This is a genomic window from Actinoplanes sp. NPDC049316, assembly GCF_040677315.1.
GTDB lineage: Bacteria > Actinomycetota > Actinomycetes > Mycobacteriales > Micromonosporaceae > Actinoplanes.
In genome coordinates this window covers 119052-143497 of record NZ_JBFAQM010000019.1, presented here as the reverse complement: position 1 = coordinate 143497, position 24446 = coordinate 119052, and the positions used below count along the sequence as shown (strand labels likewise).

Genomic DNA, 24446 nt, shown 5'->3' with positions numbered 1-24446 from the left:
GGGGTCGCCGGGAGCGTTCGCCGAGCCGTATGGTGACCCCCTCGACCGCGTCTGGTGCGGTCGTCCGCGGGAGGATCTCACGTCATGGCTCGGTGGTCGCGGTCGAGGCTGCGCATTTTCGGCGTCGTCGCCGTCGCTTTCCTCGGTGGTTCCCTGCTCGTCCTGCCCGCCGTCTCGCAGGCCGAGGAACAACCGGCCGCTCCCGCCCGGGCGGCGGGGCGCGAGGCCGACCGGCTCACCGTGAATCCCCGCGCCGGCGGCCGTTCGGCGTTCCGTTTCAGCCCCGCCTCCGGCGACAGCAGGGCGCCCTACGCCTTCGTGTCCACCGGCGGCACGGTGCGGGCGCAGGCGCTCGGCAAGCCGTCCGCCACCGTCGTCCAGGCGAAGTCGGGTGCACCGGCGCGCGCCGCACAGGCCCGCGCCGCCGCGACCACCTACAAGACGACGCTGACCGTCAAATCCGAGAACTGGACCGCCTGGAACAAGTCCTTGAACCTGTGGAACCGGGACACGTGGACCTATGTGCCGGTCACGAACCCGTCCAACTCGCTGAGCGCGACGGTGAACCTCCCGCCCGGCAACTACTACGTCGCCGTGATGTACGGCATCTACAACGTCGACAGCTACATGCTGACGAAGTCCTTCACGGTCAAGGACAAGGCGCAGACGGTGACCCTGGCCGAGAGCTCCGCCAAGGAGGTCGCGATCAAGGTCGACGACACCTCGGCCCGGCAGGACGGGAGCGCGGTCTGGATGTCGCTGCCCAACGGCGACCTGATGGGGTTCGCCGGCGGCTACAAGGTCCGGACGTACGTGACGACGGCCTCGACGCCGGGCACCACGCTGCGCGTGCACGAGGTGCTGACGAAGTCCGGCTCGTCCGCGGCCAAGCCCACCCCGTACCGGTACGACCTGATGAAGAGCTGGGCCCACCCGCTGCCGGCGTCGCCGATCACCACGGTGAAGACCTCGTCGCTGGCGAAGACCACGATCACGGTCCGCGCGCCGGGCACCACCACGCCGGGCTCGTACCAGACCGTGCCGATGACCGGCGAGTGGACCGGCGCCTACATCGCCACGTCGATGCGGCTTCCGGCCACCTTCACCGAGTACGTGACGCCCGGCGTGACCATGTCCCGGTTGATCTCGTACGGCGACAGCCAGAACCTCTATCTGCGTGACCGGAACCTGCCGGCGGGAACGTACGCCGCGGAGACGGTCGGCGCGGGTCCCCTGGTGCCCAGCCGCCGGTCCTACGGCGACGACTCCCGGCGCGACTACAACAGGCTGCAGCTGCTGGAGAACATGACGCTCGGGGACGCCGCCGGCAACCTGGGTGCGGCTTCCTCGTCGACGACGTCCATGCGCCTCAGCAGCGGTCGCGAGGTGCTCAAGGAATCCACCGACGGATCCCTGGTCGTGGACGTGCCGTCCGCCCGGCAGACCTACCTGCTGGAGCAGACATCCACGCAGCGCGCGACCGGGACGCGTCTGTCCACCGAGGTCACCAGCGAGTGGACCTTCGCGTCGGGCGGCCCGGCGTACGGGATCCTGCCCCTGATGGACCTGAAAGTCGGCGCGTCCGGCCTGGATCAGCGCAACCGCGCCGGCTCCGCGCCGGTGGGCCTGACCGTGGTGCCGTCGACCCGGGAGAGCGCGGCCGCCGGCACGGTCGACCGGCTGGAGTGGTCCGCCGACGACGGCAGGACCTGGACCGAGCTGCCGCTGACCGCGTCCGGTGCCGGGGTGGCGGCCTCGCTGACCGTGCCGACGACCGCGGCGTACGTGTCGCTGCGGATCAGCGCGCGCAACGACGAGGGTGGCGCGCTGCGCCGCACCGTGCTGCGGGCCATCGCCGGGCCGGCCGTGCCGGGCGACGAGTCCGCCGGCGGCACCACGATCTCCAACGTCAAGGTCAACGGCGGCAAGGGCCTGTCCATCGGTACGTCGGGGGAGGTCCAGTTCACCGCGACGTTCACCGCCAGCGACCCGTCGGGCATCGCCGACGCCGGGTTCTACCTGTGGCACGGCAACTTCAACGCCCCGGACGGCATCGAGCTCGCCGGTACCGAGTGCGTACCGGTCAACCCGACGACGTCGACGTGCACGGCCACCGTCTACATCTGGGATGTGCGCTTCTCGCTGGCGAGCAACGCCCTGGCCGGGGGCTGGCGGGCGGCTGCCTGGGCCACGGCGAAGGACGGCATCGGCTTCACCGACCGCCACGGCGCGGGCAGCGTCGCCCTGAAGCGGGCCACCCGGCTGACGGCCAATGCCACACCCGAACCGGTGAAGAAGAGCAAGACCGTCACGGTCACCGGCGCCTTCACCCGCGCCGACTGGAGTGCGGGCGGCTTCAAGCCGTACGCGTCGCAGCCGGTCAGCCTCGCCTGGGCGAAGGTCAACACGTCGACGTGGAGCACGGTCAAGACCTTCAAGTCGGACTCCGCCGGCAACCTGAAGACGACGGCCACGGCGGGCTCGGACGGCTCCTACCGGTTCAGCTTCGCCTCCGACTCCGTGTCGGCGGTCTCCAACAGCCCGGCCGACTACGTGGACGTGCAGTAACGCCCGGCGGCCGCGGCGGGTCTTCTCCCGGTACCGGGAGAAGACCCGCCGGTCGCGGCTCAGTCCCGGCTCAGTCCCGGCTCATTTGGTGAAGTACAGGTATTGGTACGGGGTCCAGGTCGTGGTGTTCAGGCTGTCACCCGAGCTGCCCTTCACGTACGCCGTCCGGACTCGCATCTTGTAGCCCTTGTAGCCGGTGCCGTCGAGATAGATCGGCCCCGTGGCCGCGAAGTAGCCGTCGCCCCAGGCCCGCCACTTGCCCTTGTAGTGGAACTGCACCGAGACGTATGCCTTCCGCGGGTTCGGCGCGGCCGTCATCTTGACGCTGAACTTCGCCTGAGTCCGTACGTGGTAGTAGCGGTACTTCGTGCTGCCGATCTTGCCTGTCTTGTAGTACTTCGACAGCTTCAGCGACACGCTCACCCTGGTGCCGACGGTCGCCGTCGCGGTCTTCGGCGCGGTCCGCGCGTCACCGGCGAACACGGCGGACACCGTGGTGTTTCGGGCCAGCCGGAGACTCGCCGACACGTAACCCGCCGTGCTCGCGACCGCCCGCTTGAGCAGCCGCCGCTTCTGGTCGCCGCCGCTCGGGTCGGCCCAGATCTCCACGGTGCGGTTCTTGTACGTGGCACCGAGCCGCGCCGTGAACTTGACCGTTTCGCCGTACCCGTAAGTCTTGCCGCTGTTCGTCAGCGACAGCGTCGTGGCCTTGCGGGAGACCGCGACCGACCTGGTCGCCGTGACCGCGGAGTGCCTCTCGTCCCCGGCGTAGGAGACCCGGTAGGTCACCTTGCCCCCGGCCGACGTGGTGTCGGTGAACGAGAACGACCCGTTGGCGGCGATCGTCCGGGTGCCCAGCGGCTTGCCGGACGGGAACTCCAGGTCGGTACGGGTGACGGTCACCGGCGTGCCGGCCGCCAGCGGGAGCGAAGCTTTCAGCGTGCCGGTGATGGTGACCGGCTTCGCCCGGGTAGCCGACGCGGGGCCGGACAGCGTCAGCGCCGGCAGCGACTTCTTCGGTTCGGTGAAGACCCGCAGGTGGTGCAGGTCCGCGGTGTTCTCGGTGACGGCGAAGAGCCGGTTGCCGTCCGGCTCCCAGGCGAGCGCCCGCTCGACCAGCTCGTCGTTGCCGGTGACGGTGGGATCGGTGTCCGGCAGGACGTACGTGCGGATCGGCGCGGTGCCACCGGGCGCGAAGACCCGGACGGATGTCCCGCCGGCCGCAACCGTGCCGTCCGACGCGACGGCCACCGCCCGGACCCAGCCGTCGAAGGGATAGGACCCGGTCCGCTCCAGGTCGGCGCTGCGGGCGACGGTGACAGTGGACACGTCCGTGGCTACCACCTGGGCGGCGTCCGGCGTGAAGGCCGCAGCCCGGGTGTAGCCCTCGGTGACCGACTTGGCCGCGGACCGGGTGAAGACACCGTCGGCCACGTTGTAGACGGCGATCAGCCCACTGGAGGTGCCCGGATCGAAGGCGGCGAGTGGCCCGCTGCCGCCCCGCGCGGAGGTCAGCTGGGGCGCGCCGTACCAGGGGCTGCGGCCGCCCGTACTGTCCAGCTCCAGCGAGACCACCGGCTCTGCACCGCTGAGGTCCAGCGAGCCGATGTTGCCTTCCGAGCCGATGAACGGATCCCGGCCGTAGTCGTCGTAGCTGAACCACAGCTTGCCGGCCGCGCTCTCCAACGACAGCGGGTAGACGTCGGTGCCGAGGTCGTACCGGACGGGCTCGGTGAGAGTCGCGGCCGAGAGGGCGACGATCGCCCGGCCGGACTCGAGAGCGCCGTAGAGCTTGTCGCCGTCGGCGGAGAGCGCCAGGCCGGTGACCCGCGGCAGGCCGCTCACGGTGGCGACGACCGTTCCGTCGTACGTCGTCTCCACGATCTTCCCGCCGGTCGGATCGCTGACGAAGACGCGCTGGTGGGCGCCGTCCACGACCAGGTCACCGACGGACTTGACGGGCAGAACCTTGCCGGAGTCGGCCAGCGCCGGCGTGGCACCGGCCGCGAGCACGATGGACCCGGCCAGCACGCCCGCCACGGTGGCGGCGCCGACCCTTAGATCACGCATGTCAGATCCCCCATGGATGTCGATGTCAGGGGCGACCGTATATCGAAGATCACCTGATGTCCCTCGGCCGAAGGGACGAGACGGCACCGGATCGTCGTAACGGTTGAGTCACGCCGCCGGAATGCGAGCGTCCGTCGATCTCTCGCGTGCGCTGCCCGGCGACACGAGAACATGGGGGCACCGGTGGTACGGCGGTTGTGTGCGGTGATGGCGGCTGCGGCGGTCCTTTGGGAGCGGGCGGTGTGCCGGCACGGGCCGGCGAGGGGCAGGACGCGACGCCACCCGTGATCCAGGACATGGGTATCGCCGCCGGCACGCGGGTGAACAAGACGGTGGTGGTGGAGCCGATCGTCTCCGACGACGACCGCACCGCCGACGGCGACCTCTGCCTGGTGTTGGCCGGCGGCACCACAGTCAACTGCGAACAGCGGCCACGTCTCCGGATCCGGCACTGCTGGCAGTGCCGTTCGAACTCGCCGACGTGGCTGCCGGGAAAGACCATCCAGCGGCCCTGATCGATGCTCCTCGTTGCGCTCCGGTACCGTCCTCGACCAAGAACAACACGGGGAGCAGGGCTCATGGGTTGGCGACGCGTTATGACGGTCGGCGTGATGGCGGCAGTGATGGCCGTGTCGGCGGCGGTACCCGCCGCGGCGGACGAACCGCCCGTTGACACCACGGCCCCGCTGGTCACCGCGACGGGGCTGGCCGAGGGCCAGATCGTCGGACGCACCCAGCAGCTGCGCCCGACGTTGAGCGACGACACCGGTGTTGTCAAGGTCGAGGTACTCATCGATGAAGCGGTCAGCCGCACCTATGCTCCGGTGCCGGTGAGCGGTTTGGTCGTGCTGGCGCTGCCTGCCGCGCGTGACGGCGCGGACGTCGAGGTCACCGTTCGCGCGTTCGACGCGGCCGGCAACAGCGGATCCGCCACCACCCGGGTGCACGTGGACACCACGGCGCCTCAGGTCAGCTTCTCCCCGCCGTTCGAGTCTTTCGTGGGCGGCATCGTCAACGTTCAGGTGAGCGAGGTCCCTGACCTGGCCAAGGTCGTCTACTACGACCACGCCACCGGCAAAGCGGTCGCCTCGGCGAGCGCCGCCCCGTGGATCCTGACCTGGGACACCACCGGGCTACCGACCGGTGGACGGTGGGGCCACTTCGAAGTCTTCGACCGCGCCGGCAACGCCCGGCTCTACTACGGCTTCTACGCGGTGGACAACACCAAGCCTGTCATCGCCGTGACGTTCCCCGCGGTCGGCGGGCGCGTCGCCGGAACATCGATCCTGCAGGCGTCAGTCACCGACCAGTCCCCGGTGAGCCGGGTCGAGTGGTGGGTCAACGGCACCCTGCAGGCCAGCGGCCCGTCGTACGCGTGGGACACCCGCGGGCGTAACGAGACCGCGCAGCTTGAGGTGCGCGCCCACGACGAAGCGGGCAACACCGCATCGCTGGATCGCACCGTCACGCTGGACAACGCCGGACCGGCCGTCACCGCGATCACGCCGGCGAACCGGGCGCTGGTGCGTGGCGCGACAGTGCGCACCACCGTGCAGACGGCCGACGCCTCCGGCATCCGCGAGGCCCGCCTCGAGGGCGTCTCCTCGGACACCACGGCGCCCTACGCGGTCACCGCTGCCACCGGCCGGGACGGGCAGCGCAAGCTGTGCTGGAGTGTCACCGACCGGCTCGGCAACACCTCCCGCAGCTGCCGGCTCGTGATCGTCGACAACACCAAACCCTCCTTGAAGGTCACCGAGGCGCCCCGCAACGGGGCGAAGGTGCGCGGCACCGTCACGGTCACCGCGTCGGCGCACGACCGCAACGGCATCAGCCGGGTGGAACTGCTGATGAACGGCAACGTGATCGCCAAGGACACGAAGGCCGGTTACGCCTTCCGGATCAAAATCTCGAAGTACAGCAAGAAGATCAAGATGCGGGTGCGGGTGTACGACAAGGCGGGCAACGCCTTCACCAGCGCGACGCGTACCTGGCACCGTTAGTCCCACCGTCGTGGCGAGGACTCACTTCCAGGTTGGACCAAGACCTTCACCGATCCGCGGCTCTGCGCCGCGATCGTCGACCGGATCACCTTCGGCGGCAACATCACCGAAACCGGCACCGACCGACTCCTACCGCCTCGCTCAAACCCGCGTCCGAGCCGAACCCCGCGAGAGCACCACTGATCACGGACCGAGGGCCTGAGATTCGCCAGGCTTGCCGATCATGGACGTCATCTCTGTCAGTCGGCGCCCGACAGCGCCGTATGCGCATCCGACAGACTGTGCCAATCATCGTTCGCGAACACAGGCCCCGGTACCTCGGCCACGCGTCGCCCGGTGCCCGGACGTCGTACGTCATGACGTTGCCCGAGTCTCGTACGCAGCTCAGACCCGCATCAGAGCGAGGACGGTAGAGGCGCGCCCTTCCCGGGCCCGGGCGACAGCGGGACCACGAAGCCCGACCGGCGACTGCGCCGACTCCTGCAGGTCTGTGGCGACCGGCCGGCGTCATACAGTGCGGGGCGTGGATGCCCGAGAACGCAGAGTCGACTCGACCAGGATCGCCGGCAGCATCGCCATCGCCACCGGTCTGCTGATCACCGTCATCGGTCTGGCGACGGACGACACCCCACCCAAGGGCTACGTCTTCGCGAGCCTGCTGGTCATCATCGGCGTCGGGTTGCGCCTGGAAGCAGCGACCGCCGACCGCCGTTGACCGACCATCCCTTGCACGGGCGGCGGCGCCTGCGCGGAGCGGCAGACCGCCTGACATACGTCACGATGCGCAGTGTTCAGCAGGGTCTGCAGAGCGGTCTCCTCCGACGACTGCAGGGTGAGCTCCCAGTAGGACTTCACCGCGATCCACATCTTGGCGTAGGTGCGCCGGTACGAGGTGAGCGACGGTTGCCAGGTGGAGGGGTCCTGGTCGCCTTTGGCCTGGTTGACGTTGTCGGTGACAGCGATCAGCTGCGGGCGGCTGAGGTCGTTGGCGAAGCTCTGCCGCTTGCTGGTAGTCCAGCTGCTGGCGCCGGATCACGGTGCTGCGTGAGGCGTTGACCTGGTCTTCCAGGCGGCGGGTCGCCGCTCAACGCACGACGGCGCGGATCCACCCTCCCCCATGTCGCCGGCCCGGCAGTATTGCATCGCCGGTGGCCCGGCCGCTGTCCCTGCCCGACGCGCGCCTTGCCGTCGCGATCCGTCCGGGGCACAGCACGCCCTGGGGCGGCCGACACGCGATGTTGCGACGACCGCCGTGCACCCCAGCTGAGGGTCCATGACCGCGGGCAGGGGTCTGTCGGCATGTCGACTGGCACGGCCCCGAGACCGCACCATCGGCGACGGACCTGGTGTAATCGACGACCGTAAGATCCAGCGGTCGGGGGCGCACAGTGCAACAACCATCTGAGGTCCGGGCGGCTTTCCAAGCTCCGGTCGGCGACGCCCGGCCGGCGGCGGGATGGCTGAACCGGCGGCGCAAAGTCATGCTGATCGCCGCGGGTGTGCTGACGGTCGCGGCGCTGGTGGCCGGCGTCGCGACGTTCACCGCCGACAACCACACACCCGCGGCCGCGGCGCCGACGCAGACCGCCTCCGACACTGCGACCAGCCCTTCTGCGTCGGCCTCGAGCGAGGCGGAGCCCGACGACCCGGGCACGCTGGCCATGCAGATCCTCAACCGCGGGACAGCGGCCCTGCTCAAGGGTGACGAGGCGGGCTGGCTGGCCATCGTCGACCCGAGCAAGCCGAAGCTGCGCGCCTACTACCGCGACCTCTACACCTCGCTGCGCGGTCTGGGCGTGACGCAGCTGCAGTACCGCCGGCTGATCCCCAAACCGGTGGGTTGGGAGGACGCCAGCTGGGACGAGGATTTCTACCTGACCTACTGCTTCAGCATGTCGTCGTGCCCGCCGTTCAAGTACCTCAACCCGGGCGGCCCCGGCGCGCCGATGATCACCCAAGGCCTGACCATCCGCAAGCTCGCCGGCCGCGACTACCGGATCACCAAGGTCGCCAAGGCCAAGCAGGCCAGTGAGGGCTGGCAGTCCACGCCGTGGCAGGTCGACCGGCTGGTCCTGGCCAAAGGCAAACGCGTCACCGTCGCCGCGTCCCGCGGGAACGCCGGCCGCCTGCGGCAGGTGCTGGCCGCGGCCGAGCAGGCCGCCACACGCGCCGACCACTACGCGAAGCTGATCGGTAATCCGCAGTCGCGCTACCGCGTCTATCTGGCCACCGACCGGCAGTGGCGCACCTGGTACGGCGGCCCCCACGGCCGGTGGGCCATCGGCTACACCACCTTCCCACAGGGCGTGCTGAGCGAAATCGTGCTGCGCACGAGCGAGGCCGGCAGGGGCCGCGACCTGGAGAACCTGATCCAGCACGAGATGGCCCACGCCGTCACCCTCGGCGGCCTCGACCTCGGCGCGCAGAGCATCGTCAACCCGGACATGTGGCTGCAGGAAGGCATCGCCGAATACATCGCCTACGCCCCCCGCCCGGCCACCGCCACCACCCGGCTGCCCGAAGTCCGCCAGACCCTGCGCAGCACCCGCCGGCCGACCAGCGTCGCCCTGGGTGAACTCGACAACGACGCCAGCCTGCGGCAGAGCAGCGTCTTCTACGGCCTGAGCCACTTCGCCGTCGACTGCATCGCCCAGAAGTACGGCGAAACGAAACTCCTCGACTTCATCGACCTGACCCTGGGCCAGAACATGGGATACGACAAAGCCTCCGAACAGGTCTTCGGCACACCGTTTCGACCCGTCGACCGAGCCTGTATCGCATGGATGCAACAGCAGGTGTGACCGCACTGCGCCTGGCCCGCGACCCGGCCGCCACCGATGCGCCCCTGCCCGGGCGGGGACGTCGAAGCGGACGTCCGGTCTTGCGGTCCGTCTCTTCGACAGTGGGCCCATGGTGAGCGTTGAGACCGCCGAGATGATCGCCGGGAGTCGTCTGGTGACCGCCCACGCCTTGTTCGAGCTCAGCATCACCAGCTACGTCGTCGACCTGCTCAACAACGCCCGCGACGCGACCGCGTCCATCGACAACGTGGAGAAACTCGTCGGCCCATCGGCCGGCACCTGGCCGCAGGCGGTCACCCTTGGCTGAGCCCACCAGCGTCCACCGGCGGGTGTCCGCGCACCTCGTCGGCGCATGGATCTTCGCTGCGGTCGCGGTCGTGGTGTTCGCGTGGCTGACGGCCGGTCCGTACGCCCGGCACATACTGCGGCCCTTGCCCAGCGAGGCCGACACCACCCTGCGCGACTGCCGGGCCGTTCCCGCATGCGCGCCAGACGCCGCCCATCTGGTCAACCAGCAGGTCAGCATCCTTGCGCAGGCCCGAACGTTGACCTACATCTCGGCGTGGTCGGTGGCCCTCCTGGCGGCCGTTCTCGTCGCTGTATCGACCGTGCTCCATTTGAGCCGACGCTACGAGCTGGCCACCCGTCTGCTGGGGGTCGCATGGAAAGTGCAAGCTGTCTGGGCAGCCGTGCTTCTCCTCGCCCAGGCAGCTGTGCTCGGAGCAGCGGCACACACGTTGGCGGGCATACCGGAAGCCGCCCGCATGTTCACCGCCACCAAGGCCTTCGAAGCGCCCTTCACCGACGCAGGAAACCTCTACTACTTCGCGTGGTTCATCGTCGTCGGCTCCGCTGCCGCAGCAGTGACCCGCACACTCAGCAGCCCGGACGGGCCGCGTGGATCTGAGCCGACGGCTGAGCCCGCCCAGCACCAGTGAGTCCTGGAGTGGGCGTACCAGCTCTGCCGAGGCGATCATCGAAGCGCCGACCGGTCGATGCGGGCCGAGAACAGAGCGCGATCGTGGAATGCGGCGTGTAGACGCTCGGCAGTCGGCGCAGCGCTGCAGGGTCGGAACTCCCTGCCACGAAGGTGCCACTCTCGGAGCTGACCTTGGTCCGAAATGAAGTCGCGACCAGGGTGGATCAGAATGGGTGACGCGCCCTGGTGTCGTACACCCGCTGCGACGAGGCGCTGGAAGCTCGCTCTGTATCACTGAACCTGATCCGGTTCGTAGACGAGCCGGGCAGGGCTCGGGCCTCGGGTGGGGCGGTCAATGCGGTCGCAGGCGTCGTCTTCGGCCCGTTAGCCTCGTGCGGTGATCACGCTGACGCCGGTGCTGGAGCGGTGGTCCGCTGACTGCCCGTTCTGGCCGGCCGAGCAGACCGACTTCTATTTCGCGGTTCCGCGTATGCCGACCTTGCAGCAGGTAGGTGCGGTGGTCTGGACGTTGATCGGCCGCAGCGTGACCGCCGATGACCTCTCGCTCACCGCGGCGAATGCGGCCGAGGCGATCGAGAAGTATCTGACCAGGGACGACGAAGCTTTCGCGCCGGGTGGGTTGCGGGTGGGTAGCGACGATGTCGTCATCGATCCCGGCTGCTGCGTCGGCCTCGACGAATGGCGCGACTGGCTGCGCGTGATCGGCGGTGAGGTGATCGATCTCGGCCACGACCCCGACGCGTTGATCGAGCACCGAGGGCCGGTGGTCCGTGTTTGGAAGAGCGGCGGTCAGCTTCCTTCAGGGTCGGTCCTCGACCCGGGCGAACCACATATCGACATCTCGCGCTATGCCCTGCCGACGCTGCTGGTTGCGGTTCAGCAGGACCTCGTCGGTTTCCTGGACGCTCTGCAGCCATGGGTGCGGGGCATCCGCGCCGATTTGGCGGACCCGCTGGCCGCGGCCGTGGACCGACGCCTGCAGATCAGCGCGCCTCTCAGCGTCTGACGCAGGGTGTGCTCCTTCCCGCGGAGCGGCCAGATTGCCACGAAACCCGAAAGTGGCCCGTCCATTGTGGAAGCGCGCTGCTCGATGGGTGATCGTCTGTTCAGGAGCGGCCATGTTTCGCCCCGTCCAACCAGAGAATGACCAGCTTAAACCTGAGATAGCCGTCCGGACGTCGGCCCAGTTCGAACGTCACGACATCGAGCATGACGAAATACGGAAACTCACAAACCGGCCTCTGAGGTAGTCCTGCTCATGGAATCAGCGTGAGGCTGACGCTGATTGCCCGCAGTTCCGCGCTGCTGCGGACGATTGTGAGATCGGCTGTGGTTCCCGCCATGGGCTTGGTGAGGAGTCCTTCCGTCACGGTGGCGGTCCACCCGGCGGCTTGGGCGGCTGTGATGCCGGCTGTCACCGCGGTCGTGACTGCGGCGTCGTCCGGAAGTGTGTAGACCTCAAGAAGGTTGGCCTGGCGGCGCTTGCCTTCGAAGGTTCCGCCCGCGCGGTAGCCGACCTCGAAGGTGCGGGTGGGGCTCCCTCCGCCGGCGGGTGCCCAGGTTGCCATGGGGTCTTGCTTCAGAGTCGGCAGGTACGTGTCGTCGGCGAGGTCGCTGCAGCCGGTCAGGCTGAGGAGGGCGGCGGCGCAGGCGGCCGGGAGGCGGAGACGGGTCAAGGGAGATCCTTTCGGCCGCTGGGCCGCTGGGCCCGTAGCGCCACCCCTATGGGGTGACGCTACGGGGCGCACTGCCCTCGGAGTCGTCCTCCGTGAAGTTCAGCCCACCGGCTCCGGCCGCCTGCCTGAGGCGCAACTTGACCTCTTTGTCCCGTTTTCGGGCTACCGGGATGCTATTAGTGATCCGCTCGTAGAGAATGTTCTGTGTCCACCACTTCAGGCCCTCGCCAAATTCAATCGATATCATGATCAATGGCGCCAGCATGCTGTCGGGACCTTGAGAGCATCGCATTAGGAGTGACGTCCCGGCGGTGGTCCGGAGCGAGCCTGGGACCGCCGCCGGGACGTTGCGGTGACTACGGTGGCCCGGATAGCACTGGCCGCCGTAGTACAGTCAGCTGCCAGCGACTGCGATAGCACGCAGCACGCGAAAGTGTTGTAGGACGTCCTCTGCCTCGGCGTCCCGAGTGGTTTGCTCCAGGGCCTCGATCAAGCGAGACACTGCGTTCACGAGCGCAGATCGCACATCGGTACGGAGGTCGTCAGGCAGCTGACGAACATCGAGATACCCGATACTTGCGCCCTGCGCGATGCGGTGCTTGACCGTCCGTTCCTGCTCTGACGAGTCCGGCATGACGGCCATGATCTTCGCGAACACTCGGTTCTGCACCCACCATTCGTGATCGGCGCTGAATTCCACTGCCATCATTCCGCTATCACCTTCCCCCAAGCCGGCAAGATTCAGAACCCGATTCTGACGATATCCTTCCGGTCCGGATACTTGTCTTTGATATACTTATCCATCGCCATCCGGGTGTCCACCGGATAGCCTCTCATGTCGACCACGGTGTAGGTGTTCCCCTTGGTCAAGTGCTTATCAAGTGACTTGCGAAGGTCACTGACCGGTGAGGCGGGGAAGGCGGGGCCGTCACCCATTGCATCGTAGGTGTGGCCGTACTGGTCTTTCCAGTCGTAATCGTCGTTTGTCCGAGATGGTGGCTTGAAGATGCGGTTCCGGAACTGTGGGAAGGCCGACGAAAGCTCGGTAGCCGCTCGGACCTCGCTGAGGTTGTCCAGGTTCTGGATCTCCTTGGTGGCTTTCTTGACGCGCTCCAGTTCCCGTAGTGCGCCCGCGACCCGCCTCAGGCCGGGCAGGGTGCCGGCGATCGGGAGGGCGCTGGCCGCGCTCTGTGCGCCGCCCCAGAGGTCGCCTTCTGCGAACTTCAGCACGGCGTCCTCGCCGTCGAGGAACTCACCGAGTCCGGGGACGAGTCCGCCAAGGGCGAGCATCAGTTCGAACTTCGGCTTCATCTCCGCAACGTGGCGCTCGATGTCTTGGCGGTAGACCTCGAATGCGACGTCGCAGAAGTCCTCCTTCGAGGGGCCGTACATGATGTCGCAGAAGTTCTTGTCGTTCTGCAGTGCGTCGGCGATCGGGTCACCGCCGTGGCAGGGGAACTCCTGGATCAGCGAGGGACGGCACGGGATGTTGATGTTGCCGTCCTTGTCCCGCAGACCGATCCGGCGCTCTGCTTCCTCCTTCTCGAACATGTCGGACGAAATCTTCAGCGCTTCGAACGCGGCCGCAGACGCCTCGCCGGCGCTCTTGCCGGCCCTGATCATCGAGTCGTGCGCGTTCTTGGCAGCCTTGTTGGCTCGAGCCGAGGCGTCCTGCGCGCGGGCGGCGGACAGCGCCGCTCGGGCGGCGGACTGTGAGGCGCGGTCGGCGGCGGCGTCGGCCGAGTCGGCGGCGTTGCGGGCCGTCCGGGCCGAGGCTGCCGCCTGATCCGCGGACTGACGTGCACTCTTCGCTGAGGAGGCCGCGTTGTTGGCGTATACCTGGGCCTGCGCCGCGGACTGTTCGGCAGCGGCTTTAGCCTTGTTGGCGGCAGCCGAGTCCTGCTCCGCATGGCTGGCAGCCTGCGCCGCCCAGTTGGCCAAGCTGCGCGCGGTGGCGGCGGACTGCTGGGTCTGCTGCACGTAACCCATGGCGGTGTTCTGATGGGCAGCTGCGGCCTGGTCGCGTTGACGTGCCCGGTGCTGCGTGACCTCGATGAAGTGCCGCCGGAACCTGCTCGGACCGTCCAGAGCGATGTTGGCTGCCGCGGCGACTTCTGGGCCACCAGCGTTCTTGATTTTGAGGATTTCGATGCTGTCGTCGGCCTCCAGCGCCGCGTACTGGCCGTTACGCAGGAACTCGTGGCGGTCGGCGGGAGTGCCGTCGAGGGCGCGGTTGGCGGCGGACTGGAATGTCGGCCCTTTGTGTTTCGCCTGGAGCCGCATGATTTCCAACTCGTCGGCCTGGTCCTTGCCTGGGTACTGCCGGGTGTCCAAGAAACGGACCACGTCCGCGTGTGTGCCGGCCAACACCGCTTGGGCCGCGTCCCGGAAGGGGATGTTGTCCTTCTCCTCATAGAGGTACTGGACGCGGGCCCGGTCATCGCGCTCCGCGGCACTCAGCCGGCCGGTGCGGAGAAAGTCCATCACCATCACGTCGTCGCCGGCCAGGGCGGTCTGCGCCGTGGTCCGGGTCCAGGGGCCACCGTTCTCCATCAGGCGCATGACGGCTTCCCGGCCGATCGCGGCACCCGCTGCGGGGTCTGCTTCCGCGGTGGCCCGGGTGATCAGCGCGTTAGTGTCGGCGCTGACCCGACGCAGCTCAGGGGTATCCCAGGGCAGAAGCTTCGGTGAATCGACCTCCTCGGCGGCCAGTTCCTGGGCAACTTGCCGGGCCTGGTCGGTCTCGATGCGCAGCCGTTCGGCGTCGGCGGCGCGGGCCGCGGACTCGACCTGAACCGCCCGCGCAGCAGAGTCCTCAGCAATCTTCGCGGCGGCGTCCGCCGCGATGGCCGCATCGCGGGCCTTGCGTGCCGCGTTCTTGGCCTTGCCAGCCTCCGCCGCCGCGGCGTCGGCCGCGTCAGCGGCCCGTTCGGCATGGGTGGCCGCATTTCGTGCGGCGTCTCGCGCCTGCCGTGCCGCGGTCGCGGATTCTCGGGCGAAGCCCTGCGCCGCGTTTGCCGCACGGCGTGCCTGCGCGGCCAGCCTCCGGGCCTTGGCGGCCGCTTGCTCCGCCTCGCGCTTCGCGGACTGGGCCACGTTGTTCTGGCGGCTCGCCTCCTCGGCGGCATTCGCGGCGTCCTCGGCCGCCGCCACCGCGCCGAGCGCGCCGTCGATCGCCTCGAGTGCGCGATCGGCTGCGACCCCGGCGGCATCGGCGGCATCGGCTGCTCGACGCGCCCCGGCAGCGACATCGCGAGCCTTGCCTGCGGCATCGCGAGCCGCGCTGGCCTTGTTCTCGTCGGTGAGCGCACGAGCTGCGGCGTCCTGCGCGCTGGACGCCGCACGTCCGGCGAGCGACGCGGCAGTCGCCGCCCGGGCGGCCGCGTTCGATGCGACCCGGGCCGCGTTATTCGCCGCCCGTGCGGCGCTCAGCGCCTCGCTTGCCGACTCGGCTGCGCGCCGGGCGGCGGCCGCCGCCCGGCTGGCCGCGGCGGCGGACTCCTTGGCGGACTCCTTCGCTGCGGCGGTCTCCGCTGCGGCCTTGCGAGCCGCAGCGCGGGCCGCATTGGCCGCGGCCGCCGACCGCTGTGCCATCGCCACCGCGGTTTCGGCCTGCTCGGCCGCCTCCTGGCGGGCAAGCGCCGCGTCATTGGCAAGCTGGCTCAGCGTGAGGATTTCCTCGTCCCGTGCCCGGGCCACGAACTGGCCGGACTCGAGGAACTCGCGAACATCGTCGATGGTGCCATCCAGCGCGGCGTTGCCGGCCGCCTGCACCTGCGGCCCGCCGGAGTCGGCAATTCGTCCAGCGAAAATCCGATCGTCGTACTCTGCAGCCACGTACTGACCGGTCGCGAGGAACTCGGCGACCTGATCGTCGCCGGCGTCCAACGCCGCGTTCGCGGCGGAGGTCACGGTGGGGCCTGCACCTTGGGCCACTCGGCCGACACGGATCCGCTCGTCGTTGACCCAGGCGGCGCTCCAGTCGGAAACGAGGAAGGTCTTGACGTCCTGCGCCGAGCCGTCGACCGCGGTCTGGGCAGCCTGGTTGAGGGTCGGCCCGTCCAGCCCCATGATGATGCTGACCTTGGTCAGGTCGTCCTGCTCGTCGGCGGGCGCGAGCTCCTGAGCGAAGAACCGTGACACGTCGGTGTCGGCGCCGACCAGTGCTCGCCGGGCCGCACTCGACACGGCAGGGCCGCCGGTCAGGTACAGGTCGATCAGACGGGCCCGATCCGGGGGCGGTGCCGGTTCGGCCGCGGCGGCGGGTGCCGACAGCAGATTTGCGGTGACCAGTAGCGCGGCCAGTGCCGCCGCCGCGTTGGGCCAGATGGCTCGCAGATCTCTCGGTCTATGGTCGGCCAGCATCAGTTCTCTCCCCGTGGATGTGACTTGCGTGATCCGTGCGGTTCAGGTCAGGGCTGGGCGCGAAGCTCGAGCAGGACGGCCGGTTTGCCGCCCTCGACCCCTACCCCGACGGATTCCCAATCGCCCTCGGCAACGTGCACGGGCTCCTGCGGCACGCCCTCGATCGAGACCGTGGCCTCCACGGCGTTCTGGTCGCCGCCCCGCACGGCGAAGGAGTTCGGGATCTCAAGCTGCAGCCAGCCACCATTTGTCCCGAGCACCTTGAAGCAGTACATGCCGCTGATGCCCGGCGTGATGTCGTTGCGGCGCACCCGGATGACGTTCTGGTCGGTGCCGCAGGTGACCATCATGAGGTGACCGTCACCGCGGATCAGCTTGATCTCGGTGATGTTGGCAGCACCGGGGTACGAGTAGTCCTCTACAAGCGACGGCGGGGAGTCTTCTTCGGCCGCGCTGGCGATCTGCCCCGCGATCAGCGGACCGGCCACCGCGGCCGCGGTGACGGCGACGCCGATCGCCACCCAGTGGCCGGTCCGGCCGATGCGATGAATTACCGAGTACATGGAACCTCCATAGGTGATCGCACGAACGAGTTCAGTGCTCGGCAGGCCGACCGATCCGTCCAAGGATGGTGACGTGTCCCTGCGGCACCCAGCCTGCAAAGGGTGGGCCGGTGCCGAGGGGCCGTGTTGCAGCGTCCGCGCACATGCGCTCCCAACCCGAGATAGCAGCGATCCATCTGGCGGTGTGTCGGTACATGCCCCACCACCCTTTCCGCGCCATAGCCGTTTCTCGACAGTCCCCACCGCGACGCAGTTGCGTTACCTTCAACTTTCGGTTCCGGTACTGATGCCTACCTGCACCGCCGTGGCTGCCAGGCTCGTGCCTGGGCGCGAACTCGGCGGCCACAGGTGAGTCACGTGCTATTGGATGATGGTGATGTCGTCCACGTAGCCGCGGTATCCGCCGGTGTTGGTCGGTTGGTCGTAGCCGACGGTGATCTGGGTGACCTGCTTGCCGTTGGCAACCGTCCCAAGCGGAACGTCGACGAGGTTCCAGGTGTCCAGCTTGAGATTGGCGCACTGTGATGCCGGGTGCACGGCAACGCCATGCTGGTCCTTGGCGCCTGAGCCACGCAGGTTCGCCTCCACGCCGCTGGACTGGTCCTTGAAGATCAGGTCGACGGCGACGCAACTGCTGTTGCTGCCCGATACCGACACTGAGCCCGACGTGGCGGAGCTCTGCGGATAGATCCAGTACGACAGCCGGGTCGTCGGCGTGACGAAGGTGTCGCTCGGCGCGAACGCCTTGGTGTAGGCGTACGACTTGGTGGCGCTGGTGTCTTTGCCGGAGTAGAGCAGGACGTTGTCGCCGCTGTGAGCCGTCGGCAGCGGCCCTTTCTTCAGTTCCGGCCCGGTCAGGGAGCAGCAGACACCGCCAACGTTCGTCATGCCGCCGTGCGGAAAACCACCTGTATCCACCGTATTGGTCCAGGCCAGCTGTGTCTGGCCGGCCTCTACCGACGTGGAAAACTTCGGCCCCGCCGACACGTCGCTGAGCTTGAGGTCATCGATGTAACCTCGGTATCCACCGGTGCCGGCAGGTTGGTCGTAGCCGACGTCTACCTTGAGAATCTGCTGGCCGGCGGCCACCGCGCCGATCGGTACGACGACCTCGTTCCAGGTGTCCAAGGTGAGCTTGCCGCACTGGCCGGCGGGGTGGATCGAGTTACCGCGTTGGTCTTTCGCGCCAGAGCCCCGCAGATACGTGCCATTGCTGAAGATCAGATCGACCGCCACGCAGGTGCTGTTGCTGCCCGACACCGACACCGAGCCCGATGTGGCGGAGCTCTGTGGGTAGATCCAGTACGACAGCGTCGTTTCCGGTCGCACGGTGACGTGGGTGAGCGAGAAGGCCTTGGTGTAGGCGTACGACTTGGTGGCGCTGGTGTCCTTACCGGAGTAGAGCAGGACATGGCCGCCGCTATGAGCAGCCGGCAGCGGCCCCGTCACCAGTTCCGGCCCGGTCAACGAGCAGCAGACACCGCCGATGTTCTGCATGCCGCCAGCGCCGGCGCCCGTATTGTCGATGGAGTTCTTCCAGTTCAGCCGGGTGTCGTCCGGTTCGAAGGAGGAGCCGAAACTCAGCAGGTGGGTGGTGACCCAATCACCCAGACCGTCCAGACGCGTTTGCGTCGCGCTGTTCTCGCTGCTGGCGCCGCTGCCAAGACAACCGCCCTGACCGCCGGTCTGCGTCAACGCGACCAGTTCCACACCATCGTCGCTCTCGCGCAGACCGGGGCCGCCCGCGTCACCCTTGCACGGCCCCACCTGGTCCGCGTTCTTGCCCACGATCTCGATGCGGTCCGCGGACACCTCGGTCACCGCGAATAAGCCGGTGTGCATCGTGTCGGGCACCCACTCCTGGGCGTTCCGCCCGTACCCGGCCACGCGCAGAACCTCATCCGCCCTCGGTGCGGTCTTGGCGAACTTGACCGGTGTCACACCGTTCACCGCAGTGGCCAACTGCGCGAACACCACATCACGATCAGGATGCGGCACCACATGCACCACAGAGGCCACCACACCCGAACCGGTCCCTGACACCTCAGCACGACCGACCGTCACCCTCGTCAGCCGCGCCGGAGCGCCGATACGCATTGGCGCACCGTCCTCAGCCAGACAACGCTTGGCCGTCACCACCCACCAGGCATCCACCAACGCACCGGTACAGGTCCGGCCACCAGCAGCGGGATCACCGACATGCACCTTGACCACAAACGGATACTCACCCGGCGCGTCCGACGGACCCGACCGTACGGTCGCAGCATGCGCCGGTACACCCGAGCAAGCCATCTGCACCACCAACGCCAGCAACACACAGGCGGCCAAGGTGCGAACCACCGCGCCGAAGTGAAAGCGAGACCTTACGAGCGCGACGGCTACAACCGACGACGCGGTCATTGCCAACCCCCCAAGAAGTGACGGTCGCAGAGAGGCGCCTCGTCGATCCCCCCGACGGAGTTTGCTGACTTCCTTCAAGATCCACTTAGGCGCCCGCCCACGACCTCCAGCTGCTGGACGCGCTGCGGCCACCGACGGCTCAGCAGCGAAGCCAGCCGCTCCCACGGTCTTCAAGACGGCACTCAACGTCGCGACCGGCCGGTTGAGGCCGAAAGTGGACAGGCGAGCGAGACGGCCGACCGGCCGCCGGGCATACGTCATCGATGTTCCCCCGTGTACTGGGCGACACTTGGCGAGGATGCGAGCTTCGCTCCCCAAGATCGCTTGCTTCAGACACCGTATAGAAGGTCTGCTATTTCACGCAAGGTCGACCTCCGCTCGCACCCCGTTAAGTGAGTTCCGGACCGCCGGTCGGCGTTCGCATCTCGCCGGTCTTGTTCATGGCCGACGCGGTAGTCCTCGCATCCGGCGCGTAGGGCACCGGGACCTACCGCGAGGAGTGGTGGGCTGGCGAGGGGCCGTCGGACTCCGGCGCCGAGAAGGTCACGAACGGACGGCCTGCAGGCGGCTGTCGTCGGTGCCCGGACCATGCCCGCTACGGAGCTGCGGTTTCACGCCCCGGCGGCCCGCTGCCCCGCCTCGGGCGGGACTGTCGGGTAACCTGATCGCGCGGGCCGCTAGCTCAATGGCAGAGCTGTGGACTTTTAATCCATAGGTTCAGGGTTCGAGTCCCTGGCGGCCCACCGTGGGTCTACGCTCGCGAACCGCCTGCGAGCTGGGCAAGTGCGCCCCGGCCGGATTTCCGGCCGGGGCGCCTTCTTTGTTTGTGCCGCCAATGGCGCTGAGGGTGTGGGCGATGTCGACCCGGAAGGTGGGCGTGGCGGTCGACGTCGTGGTGTTGATCTCGATCTTGTCCAGAGCGAGTTCGCAGAGGGCCTTGCGCTGGGCGACGTGACCCATCGTGATGATCCTGGTGATGTTCGTGTTGATGCTCGCCAGCTCGGTCTTGGTGATCTTGTCAGGGGTATTATCGAGCTCGAACTGGAGTTGGTCGCGGCTGCGGCGCAGGTCTGTTAGTTCGGCGGAGAGTTTCTTGACCCGCCGCTCGATCACGTCCCGGCCGATCGCGCCTTCCTCGTAGTCCGTCATGTATCGGTCAACGGCCTTTTCTTTCTGAGTCATCTTCGAGCGGATGGCCGCAAGCTCGGCTTCGAGCTTGGAGCGGACCGCCTCGTGGTGGTCTTGGGCGCCGCGGACGGCCTCCATCATCAGGTCGGTGTTGTTGATGTAGAAGTCGCTGAGAGCGTCCAGGACGATGGCGTCGAACCGGTCGGCGTCGATGCGAGGCGCGGGGCAGCGGTCGGTGCCGTAGCGGTTACGGGTCCAGCAGGTGTAGTAGCGGTAGGCGCGGCTACGGCCATGGGCGACGGTGCCGAGGTACGTGCGCCCGCACAGCGGACAGCGGATCTTGCCGGTGAGGTGGTACTCCGAGGCGGCGCCGGCTGCGGTGGCGGGGTTTTCGCCGCGCTCGATGAGCAGGCGCTGGGCCAGGTCGAACGTCTCGCGGTCGACGATGCCGGGGTGGGCGTTTTCGACCTCGACGTCGCGGAACAGGACGGTACCTATATATACGGGGTTGCTGAGGATGTCGGCGATCGTCTTGAAGCTGTAGAGGGCTCCGCTGCGGCGCCGCATGCCGCGCTCGTTGATCTTTTTGGCGACCATGCGGCAGCCGACGCGGTCCTGGGTGTAGATGCGGAAGATCTCCTGGATGGTCGACATCTCCGCTTCGACCGGCACGAGGTGCTGTGTGTCCGGGTCGGTGAGGTAGCCCTCCGGCGCGACGCCGAGCGTCCACTGGCCTTTGCCAGCCTTGCGCTCCATGCCGTTGACGACACGGTCGATGATCATCTCCCGTTCGAACTCGGCGAAGACGCCGAGCATCTGCACGAGCATCCGCCCGGCGGGAGTGGAGGTGTCGAATGGCTCGGTCGCGGAGCGGAAGACCACTGCGGCGGCGTCGAGTTCTTCGAGCAGGGCGCTGAGGTCTCGGATGCGGCGGGTGAACCGGTCGACTCGGTACACGAGCAGAACGTCGTACAGGCCAGCACGGGCGGCCATGAGCGCCCGACTAAGGTTCGGACGGTCGATCTTGGCGCCGGAGGCGTCGTCGGAGTATTCCTGCACGAGCGTCCAGCCGTCTTGGGACTTGATGTAGGACTTCAGCTTCGAGGTCTGGGCTTCGATGGTGAAGGGCTGATTCTCCTCGTCGGTGGACCGCCGGGTGTAGATGGCGACCCTGACGGTGCTGGTGGGCAGCACGGGAGTGGCCCGGGTCGGGCGTCGGCGTCGTGGCATGACGGCTCCTTCGCTTCGGGGTGGGTTACCTGCGGCGCAGGCGACAGCGCCGGGTCGGGGTCTGGGCTGGGGCGAAGACGGCGATGGGTTCCCAGCCGAGGGATTCGGTGACGACGCGTACGCGCTCGGCCTGCTCCTGTATCGACTGGTCGCTGGTTGGCTTGGCGGCGACGCGGATGTAGGTGGCGACGCGTAGGTGTCCGCGGGTGGGTTGGCGGTGCTCCATGGGGTTCTCCTTGGGGGCGGGGCCGCCGGGTGGAGAGCCCGGCGGCCCGTGGTGACCGAGTCAGTCAGCTGACGGCTCGGCGGGCGGAAGCGCGGCGCCGCGGACCTGGCGGAGGTGGTCCAAGACCATCGCGGTGAGGAGGGCGACGGCGTCTCTGCGCTGTTCGGGAGTCATCGGTGTGGTGTCGGGCCGGGTCAGCGTGAGGTGCACGAGTTGGTTGCTGCCGGGCGTCCAGTTGGTGCGCTGCAGCGGCGCGGTGACTGGCGGCGCGGCAGCGTAACTTGACTCATTTGCTGGCGAGCTCGGCCTGTCGGCTGTGTCGTCACGCGACAGGTCTCTGTCGCGGTGGCCTGGCGTCGTGTCGCTGGCGACACGACGCGACGGCTTGTCCTGACGCCCATCGTCGAGATCGCTGTCGCGGCGGCCGGGAGGCGTCATGGTCGCCGGCCCGGGTGGCCGAAGATCACCAATGTCGTGCTGGCAGTCGGTCGTGCGGCGTCGGCATGGTTGTCGTGGTCTGGCGCGGTGCCGGAGGTGGTCGTGTAGGTGAAGGTGTCGCGGCCGTCGGTGGCGGGCAGCGGCACGATGTCGTGCAGGTGGCGGAGCCCGGCGGCCCGCGCAGCGGGCAGCAGGATCCGTTCGTGCTCGGCGTACCGGGTGCCGGGCTGATCAGTGGCGGCGGCGGTGACGGCGACGATGGCGCTGCCGTCCGCTGCGAGGTGTTGCTGGCAGGCGCTGAGCAGGTTGTCCGCGTCCTGGCCGGGGTCGGCGGAGGGCCGGGGCCAGCGCAGCACGATGAGTGTGGTGGCCTGGGGTGACTCGGGCGGTATGGGCAGGTCGGCGAGGTCGGTGACGGCCAGGTAGTGGCGGCCGGCGGTCTCGGCAGCGTGGCGCAGGGCGTCATCGGCGTCGAGGTCGACGATGGTGCCGTGGACGTCGCTGTAGATCGCAACGAGGTGGTGCGCCAGCCGCGGCGTCAGCGGGCTGTCGCCGGCGCCGGAGTCCTCTGTCGCGTCCGTGTCGTCGGAGGCGGTGCGCCAGACGATGACCGTCGCCCGGTTGTGGTCGTCGTCGCGGGCGGCGACGCGATTCGCCGCCGCGGCCGAGCCGGTGGACGTTGTGGGCAGGTTGCGGTCGTGGGCAGCCATAAGCGGGTTGCCCCCATGCCGACGAGCCGTGTTCGCACTTGACTAAGGCGTCGCGCAAGCCATCTACGCGGCCTTGAGGCCGCCGCCCGCAGCCAACAGCCACCCAACAGATCAGCCTGGTGCAGTGGTTCACCCAACAGCTGGACCGCTGTTGGGCGGCAACCCACCCAACAGCGGAATGCCGCGGCCGGCAGCAACCCAACAGACCGGTCGCGTCGGCGTCCCGTCTACCCAACAGCCAGGGGCGTCGCCCAACAGCCACCGTGTCGGTCTGTTGGCTGGAGGGCGACTCCGTGGACTTCGAGCGCGGTCGTCCGCGGCACCGGCGGCTGCCGGGAGCTGGACCGCTGCCCGTGCGACGAGTCGGCTGCGTCCAACGGGAGGACATATAACCTTTGGCCGGCTGATGGCCCGGGACCGTAACGTGTGGCCAGTGACTGTGGCCTACCGTCCCCACCGGCGGCGCGACGAGCTGCTGATGCACCAGGTCCATGCCGCCCAACACGTTCTCGCGCGTCGTGGCGGCCCGGCCTGCCCGGGAGGATTTCCGCAGCTCACCGCCATTGCGAGGTTCATCTGCCCGTGCTGCGGCCAGGTGGTCAACGCCGACCGGGCCAGTGAGGACCACGCACCGATCCAGGCGGGCACCTTCACGATGGGCCCTGCTACGACCACGGTCCTGACCTGCGCGCCGTGCAATAACCTGCCCGGCCGTAGCTATGAGGCCGCTGCCGGCCACAACGACAAAGCCCCGGAACTCGACCTCGACCTGCCCGGGATGAACAGCGCGGTGTATGGCCGGCGCCGGGTCCAGACGCACCGCACGCTGCGACTGTTCCTCGTACGCGAAGAGACGCCGTTCGTGCGTACGGATTTCAAAGCCGGGTTCCTGCTGGCGTTCGCGGCGCTCGGCTACGAGTGGGCGTTGTCGCCCGGCGCCCGCCTGATCGCGCCCTCGCTGCACCCCGACGCCGCAGAACCGGCACCGGCACACGCGTATCTGATGCGCAGCACGATCGATTCGCCGCTGCAGAGCGAGAACGCGGTGATGGAGGTAGCCGACCCGCAGGCCTGCGTCATCGTGCGGGCCGCGACCGGCCTGTCCGTCGTCCTGCCCGCCGCCGACCGAACCAGCGTGCCCGCCGTGCAGGGAAATCTACGGGCGAGGTTCTACCCCTGGCCGTTGACCGGCTCGCCGGGCAGGACCGGCAGCCACGTCGACCGCGAGCACCGCGCCGGGCACCTGTTCCACCTGGATTTCTGCGACGCACCGGATCACGTCCGCTGAATGGACGCCGCGCACACGTAGGTCACGAGCCTGACTGCGC

19 protein-coding genes, 1 tRNA gene and 1 pseudogene are annotated in these 24446 nt (G+C 68.4%); 10 read left to right on the top strand and 11 right to left on the bottom strand.

The genetic code is table 11. The features are described from left to right. Nucleotides 1-84 precede the first annotated feature (84 nt). Nucleotides 85-2568, top strand: a complete 2484-nt coding sequence (locus tag AB0K03_RS26440) for a hypothetical protein (RefSeq protein WP_364689626.1) — start codon at nt 85-87, stop codon at nt 2566-2568. Nucleotides 2569-2649: 81 nt separating this feature from the next. Here the strand turns inward: AB0K03_RS26440 and AB0K03_RS26435 are convergent, their stop codons facing one another. Further along, entirely contained in the window at nt 2650-4638 is a 1989-nt protein-coding gene (locus AB0K03_RS26435) for a hypothetical protein (RefSeq protein WP_364689623.1), read from the bottom strand. Between the two features lie 242 nt (nt 4639-4880). Between AB0K03_RS26435 and AB0K03_RS26430 the strand changes: the two genes are divergently transcribed. From AB0K03_RS26430 to AB0K03_RS26420, 3 genes are all read left to right on the top strand, one after another. Continuing rightward, nucleotides 4881-5153 (top strand): hypothetical protein, encoded by a 273-nt coding sequence (locus tag AB0K03_RS26430; protein ID WP_364689620.1) that lies wholly within the window; start codon nt 4881-4883, stop codon nt 5151-5153. 96 nt (nt 5154-5249) lie between these two features. Further along, nucleotides 5250-6641 (top strand): Ig-like domain-containing protein, encoded by a 1392-nt coding sequence (locus AB0K03_RS26425; RefSeq protein WP_364689617.1) that lies wholly within the window; start codon nt 5250-5252, stop codon nt 6639-6641. Nucleotides 6642-7164: 523 nt separating this feature from the next. Beyond that, nucleotides 7165-7356, top strand: coding sequence for a hypothetical protein (locus tag AB0K03_RS26420; RefSeq protein WP_364689614.1), 192 nt, complete (start codon nt 7165-7167; stop codon nt 7354-7356). Nucleotides 7357-7427: 71 nt separating this feature from the next. On the opposite strand, the pseudogene AB0K03_RS26415 reads toward AB0K03_RS26420, so the two are convergent. Next, nucleotides 7428-7673: pseudogene (locus tag AB0K03_RS26415) on the bottom strand (hypothetical protein); the annotation flags it as partial. A 356-nt stretch (nt 7674-8029) separates the two neighbouring features. On the opposite strand from AB0K03_RS26415, the gene AB0K03_RS26410 reads away from it, so the two are divergent. The 4 genes from AB0K03_RS26410 to AB0K03_RS26395 all read left to right on the top strand — a co-directional run bounded on the left by AB0K03_RS26410 (nt 8030) and on the right by AB0K03_RS26395 (nt 11388). Beyond that, nucleotides 8030-9442 carry a hypothetical protein gene (locus AB0K03_RS26410; RefSeq protein WP_364689612.1) on the top strand — a complete coding sequence of 471 codons (1413 nt, stop codon included), beginning with the start codon at nt 8030-8032 and terminating at the stop codon, nt 9440-9442. 109 nt (nt 9443-9551) lie between these two features. Beyond that, a complete protein-coding gene (locus AB0K03_RS26405; protein WP_364689609.1) occupies nt 9552-9749 on the top strand; it encodes a hypothetical protein in 198 nt (65 codons plus the stop codon). A 22-nt stretch (nt 9750-9771) separates the two neighbouring features. Continuing rightward, nucleotides 9772-10380 carry a hypothetical protein gene (locus AB0K03_RS26400; protein ID WP_364689606.1) on the top strand — a complete coding sequence of 203 codons (609 nt, stop codon included), beginning with the start codon at nt 9772-9774 and terminating at the stop codon, nt 10378-10380. 378 nt (nt 10381-10758) lie between these two features. Continuing rightward, nucleotides 10759-11388 carry a hypothetical protein gene (locus AB0K03_RS26395; protein WP_364689603.1) on the top strand — a complete coding sequence of 210 codons (630 nt, stop codon included), beginning with the start codon at nt 10759-10761 and terminating at the stop codon, nt 11386-11388. Nucleotides 11389-11638: 250 nt separating this feature from the next. Here the strand turns inward: AB0K03_RS26395 and AB0K03_RS26390 are convergent, their stop codons facing one another. The 5 genes from AB0K03_RS26390 to AB0K03_RS26370 form a co-directional block, all read right to left on the bottom strand. Continuing rightward, nucleotides 11639-12058, bottom strand: a complete 420-nt coding sequence (locus tag AB0K03_RS26390) for a hypothetical protein (RefSeq protein ID WP_364689601.1) — start codon at nt 12056-12058, stop codon at nt 11639-11641. 394 nt (nt 12059-12452) lie between these two features. Further along, a complete protein-coding gene (locus AB0K03_RS26385; protein WP_364689598.1) occupies nt 12453-12767 on the bottom strand; it encodes a hypothetical protein in 315 nt (104 codons plus the stop codon). Between the two features lie 32 nt (nt 12768-12799). Further along, on the bottom strand, nt 12800-16423 hold the full coding sequence (locus tag AB0K03_RS26380; protein ID WP_364689595.1) for a phage tail protein: 3624 nt from the start codon (nt 16421-16423) through the stop codon (nt 12800-12802). Between the two features lie 47 nt (nt 16424-16470). Beyond that, nucleotides 16471-17049: a hypothetical protein gene (locus tag AB0K03_RS26375; RefSeq protein ID WP_364689592.1), complete on the bottom strand. Its 579-nt coding sequence runs from the start codon at nt 17047-17049 to the stop codon at nt 16471-16473. 297 nt (nt 17050-17346) lie between these two features. Then, nucleotides 17347-19386 (bottom strand): trypsin-like serine protease, encoded by a 2040-nt coding sequence (locus AB0K03_RS26370; RefSeq protein ID WP_364689589.1) that lies wholly within the window; start codon nt 19384-19386, stop codon nt 17347-17349. 671 nt (nt 19387-20057) lie between these two features. Between AB0K03_RS26370 and AB0K03_RS26365 the strand changes: the two genes are divergently transcribed. Further along, nucleotides 20058-20129 (top strand) — tRNA-Lys (locus AB0K03_RS26365). On the opposite strand, the gene AB0K03_RS26360 is transcribed toward AB0K03_RS26365, so the two are convergent. The 4 genes from AB0K03_RS26360 to AB0K03_RS26345 all read right to left on the bottom strand — a co-directional run bounded on the left by AB0K03_RS26360 (nt 20104) and on the right by AB0K03_RS26345 (nt 23118). Next, entirely contained in the window at nt 20104-21708 is a 1605-nt protein-coding gene (locus AB0K03_RS26360) for a recombinase family protein (protein ID WP_364689586.1), read from the bottom strand. The two genes, AB0K03_RS26365 and AB0K03_RS26360, sit on opposite strands and share 26 nt — an antisense overlap. A 61-nt stretch (nt 21709-21769) precedes the next feature. Then, a complete protein-coding gene (locus AB0K03_RS26355; RefSeq protein WP_364689583.1) occupies nt 21770-21970 on the bottom strand; it encodes a hypothetical protein in 201 nt (66 codons plus the stop codon). A gap of 60 nt (nt 21971-22030) precedes the next feature. After that, the gene (locus tag AB0K03_RS26350) at nt 22031-22408 is read right to left on the bottom strand and encodes a hypothetical protein (RefSeq protein ID WP_364689580.1); all 378 of its coding nucleotides are present in this window, start codon (nt 22406-22408) and stop codon (nt 22031-22033) included. Next, nucleotides 22405-23118: a hypothetical protein gene (locus AB0K03_RS26345; protein WP_364689577.1), complete on the bottom strand. Its 714-nt coding sequence runs from the start codon at nt 23116-23118 to the stop codon at nt 22405-22407. The genes AB0K03_RS26350 and AB0K03_RS26345 overlap by 4 nt, the downstream gene beginning before the upstream one ends. Nucleotides 23119-23551: 433 nt before the next feature. Here AB0K03_RS26345 and AB0K03_RS26340 point away from each other — a divergent pair, with 433 nt between their 5' ends. Further along, nucleotides 23552-24406 carry a hypothetical protein gene (locus AB0K03_RS26340; protein WP_364689574.1) on the top strand — a complete coding sequence of 285 codons (855 nt, stop codon included), beginning with the start codon at nt 23552-23554 and terminating at the stop codon, nt 24404-24406. Nucleotides 24407-24446 lie beyond the last annotated feature (40 nt).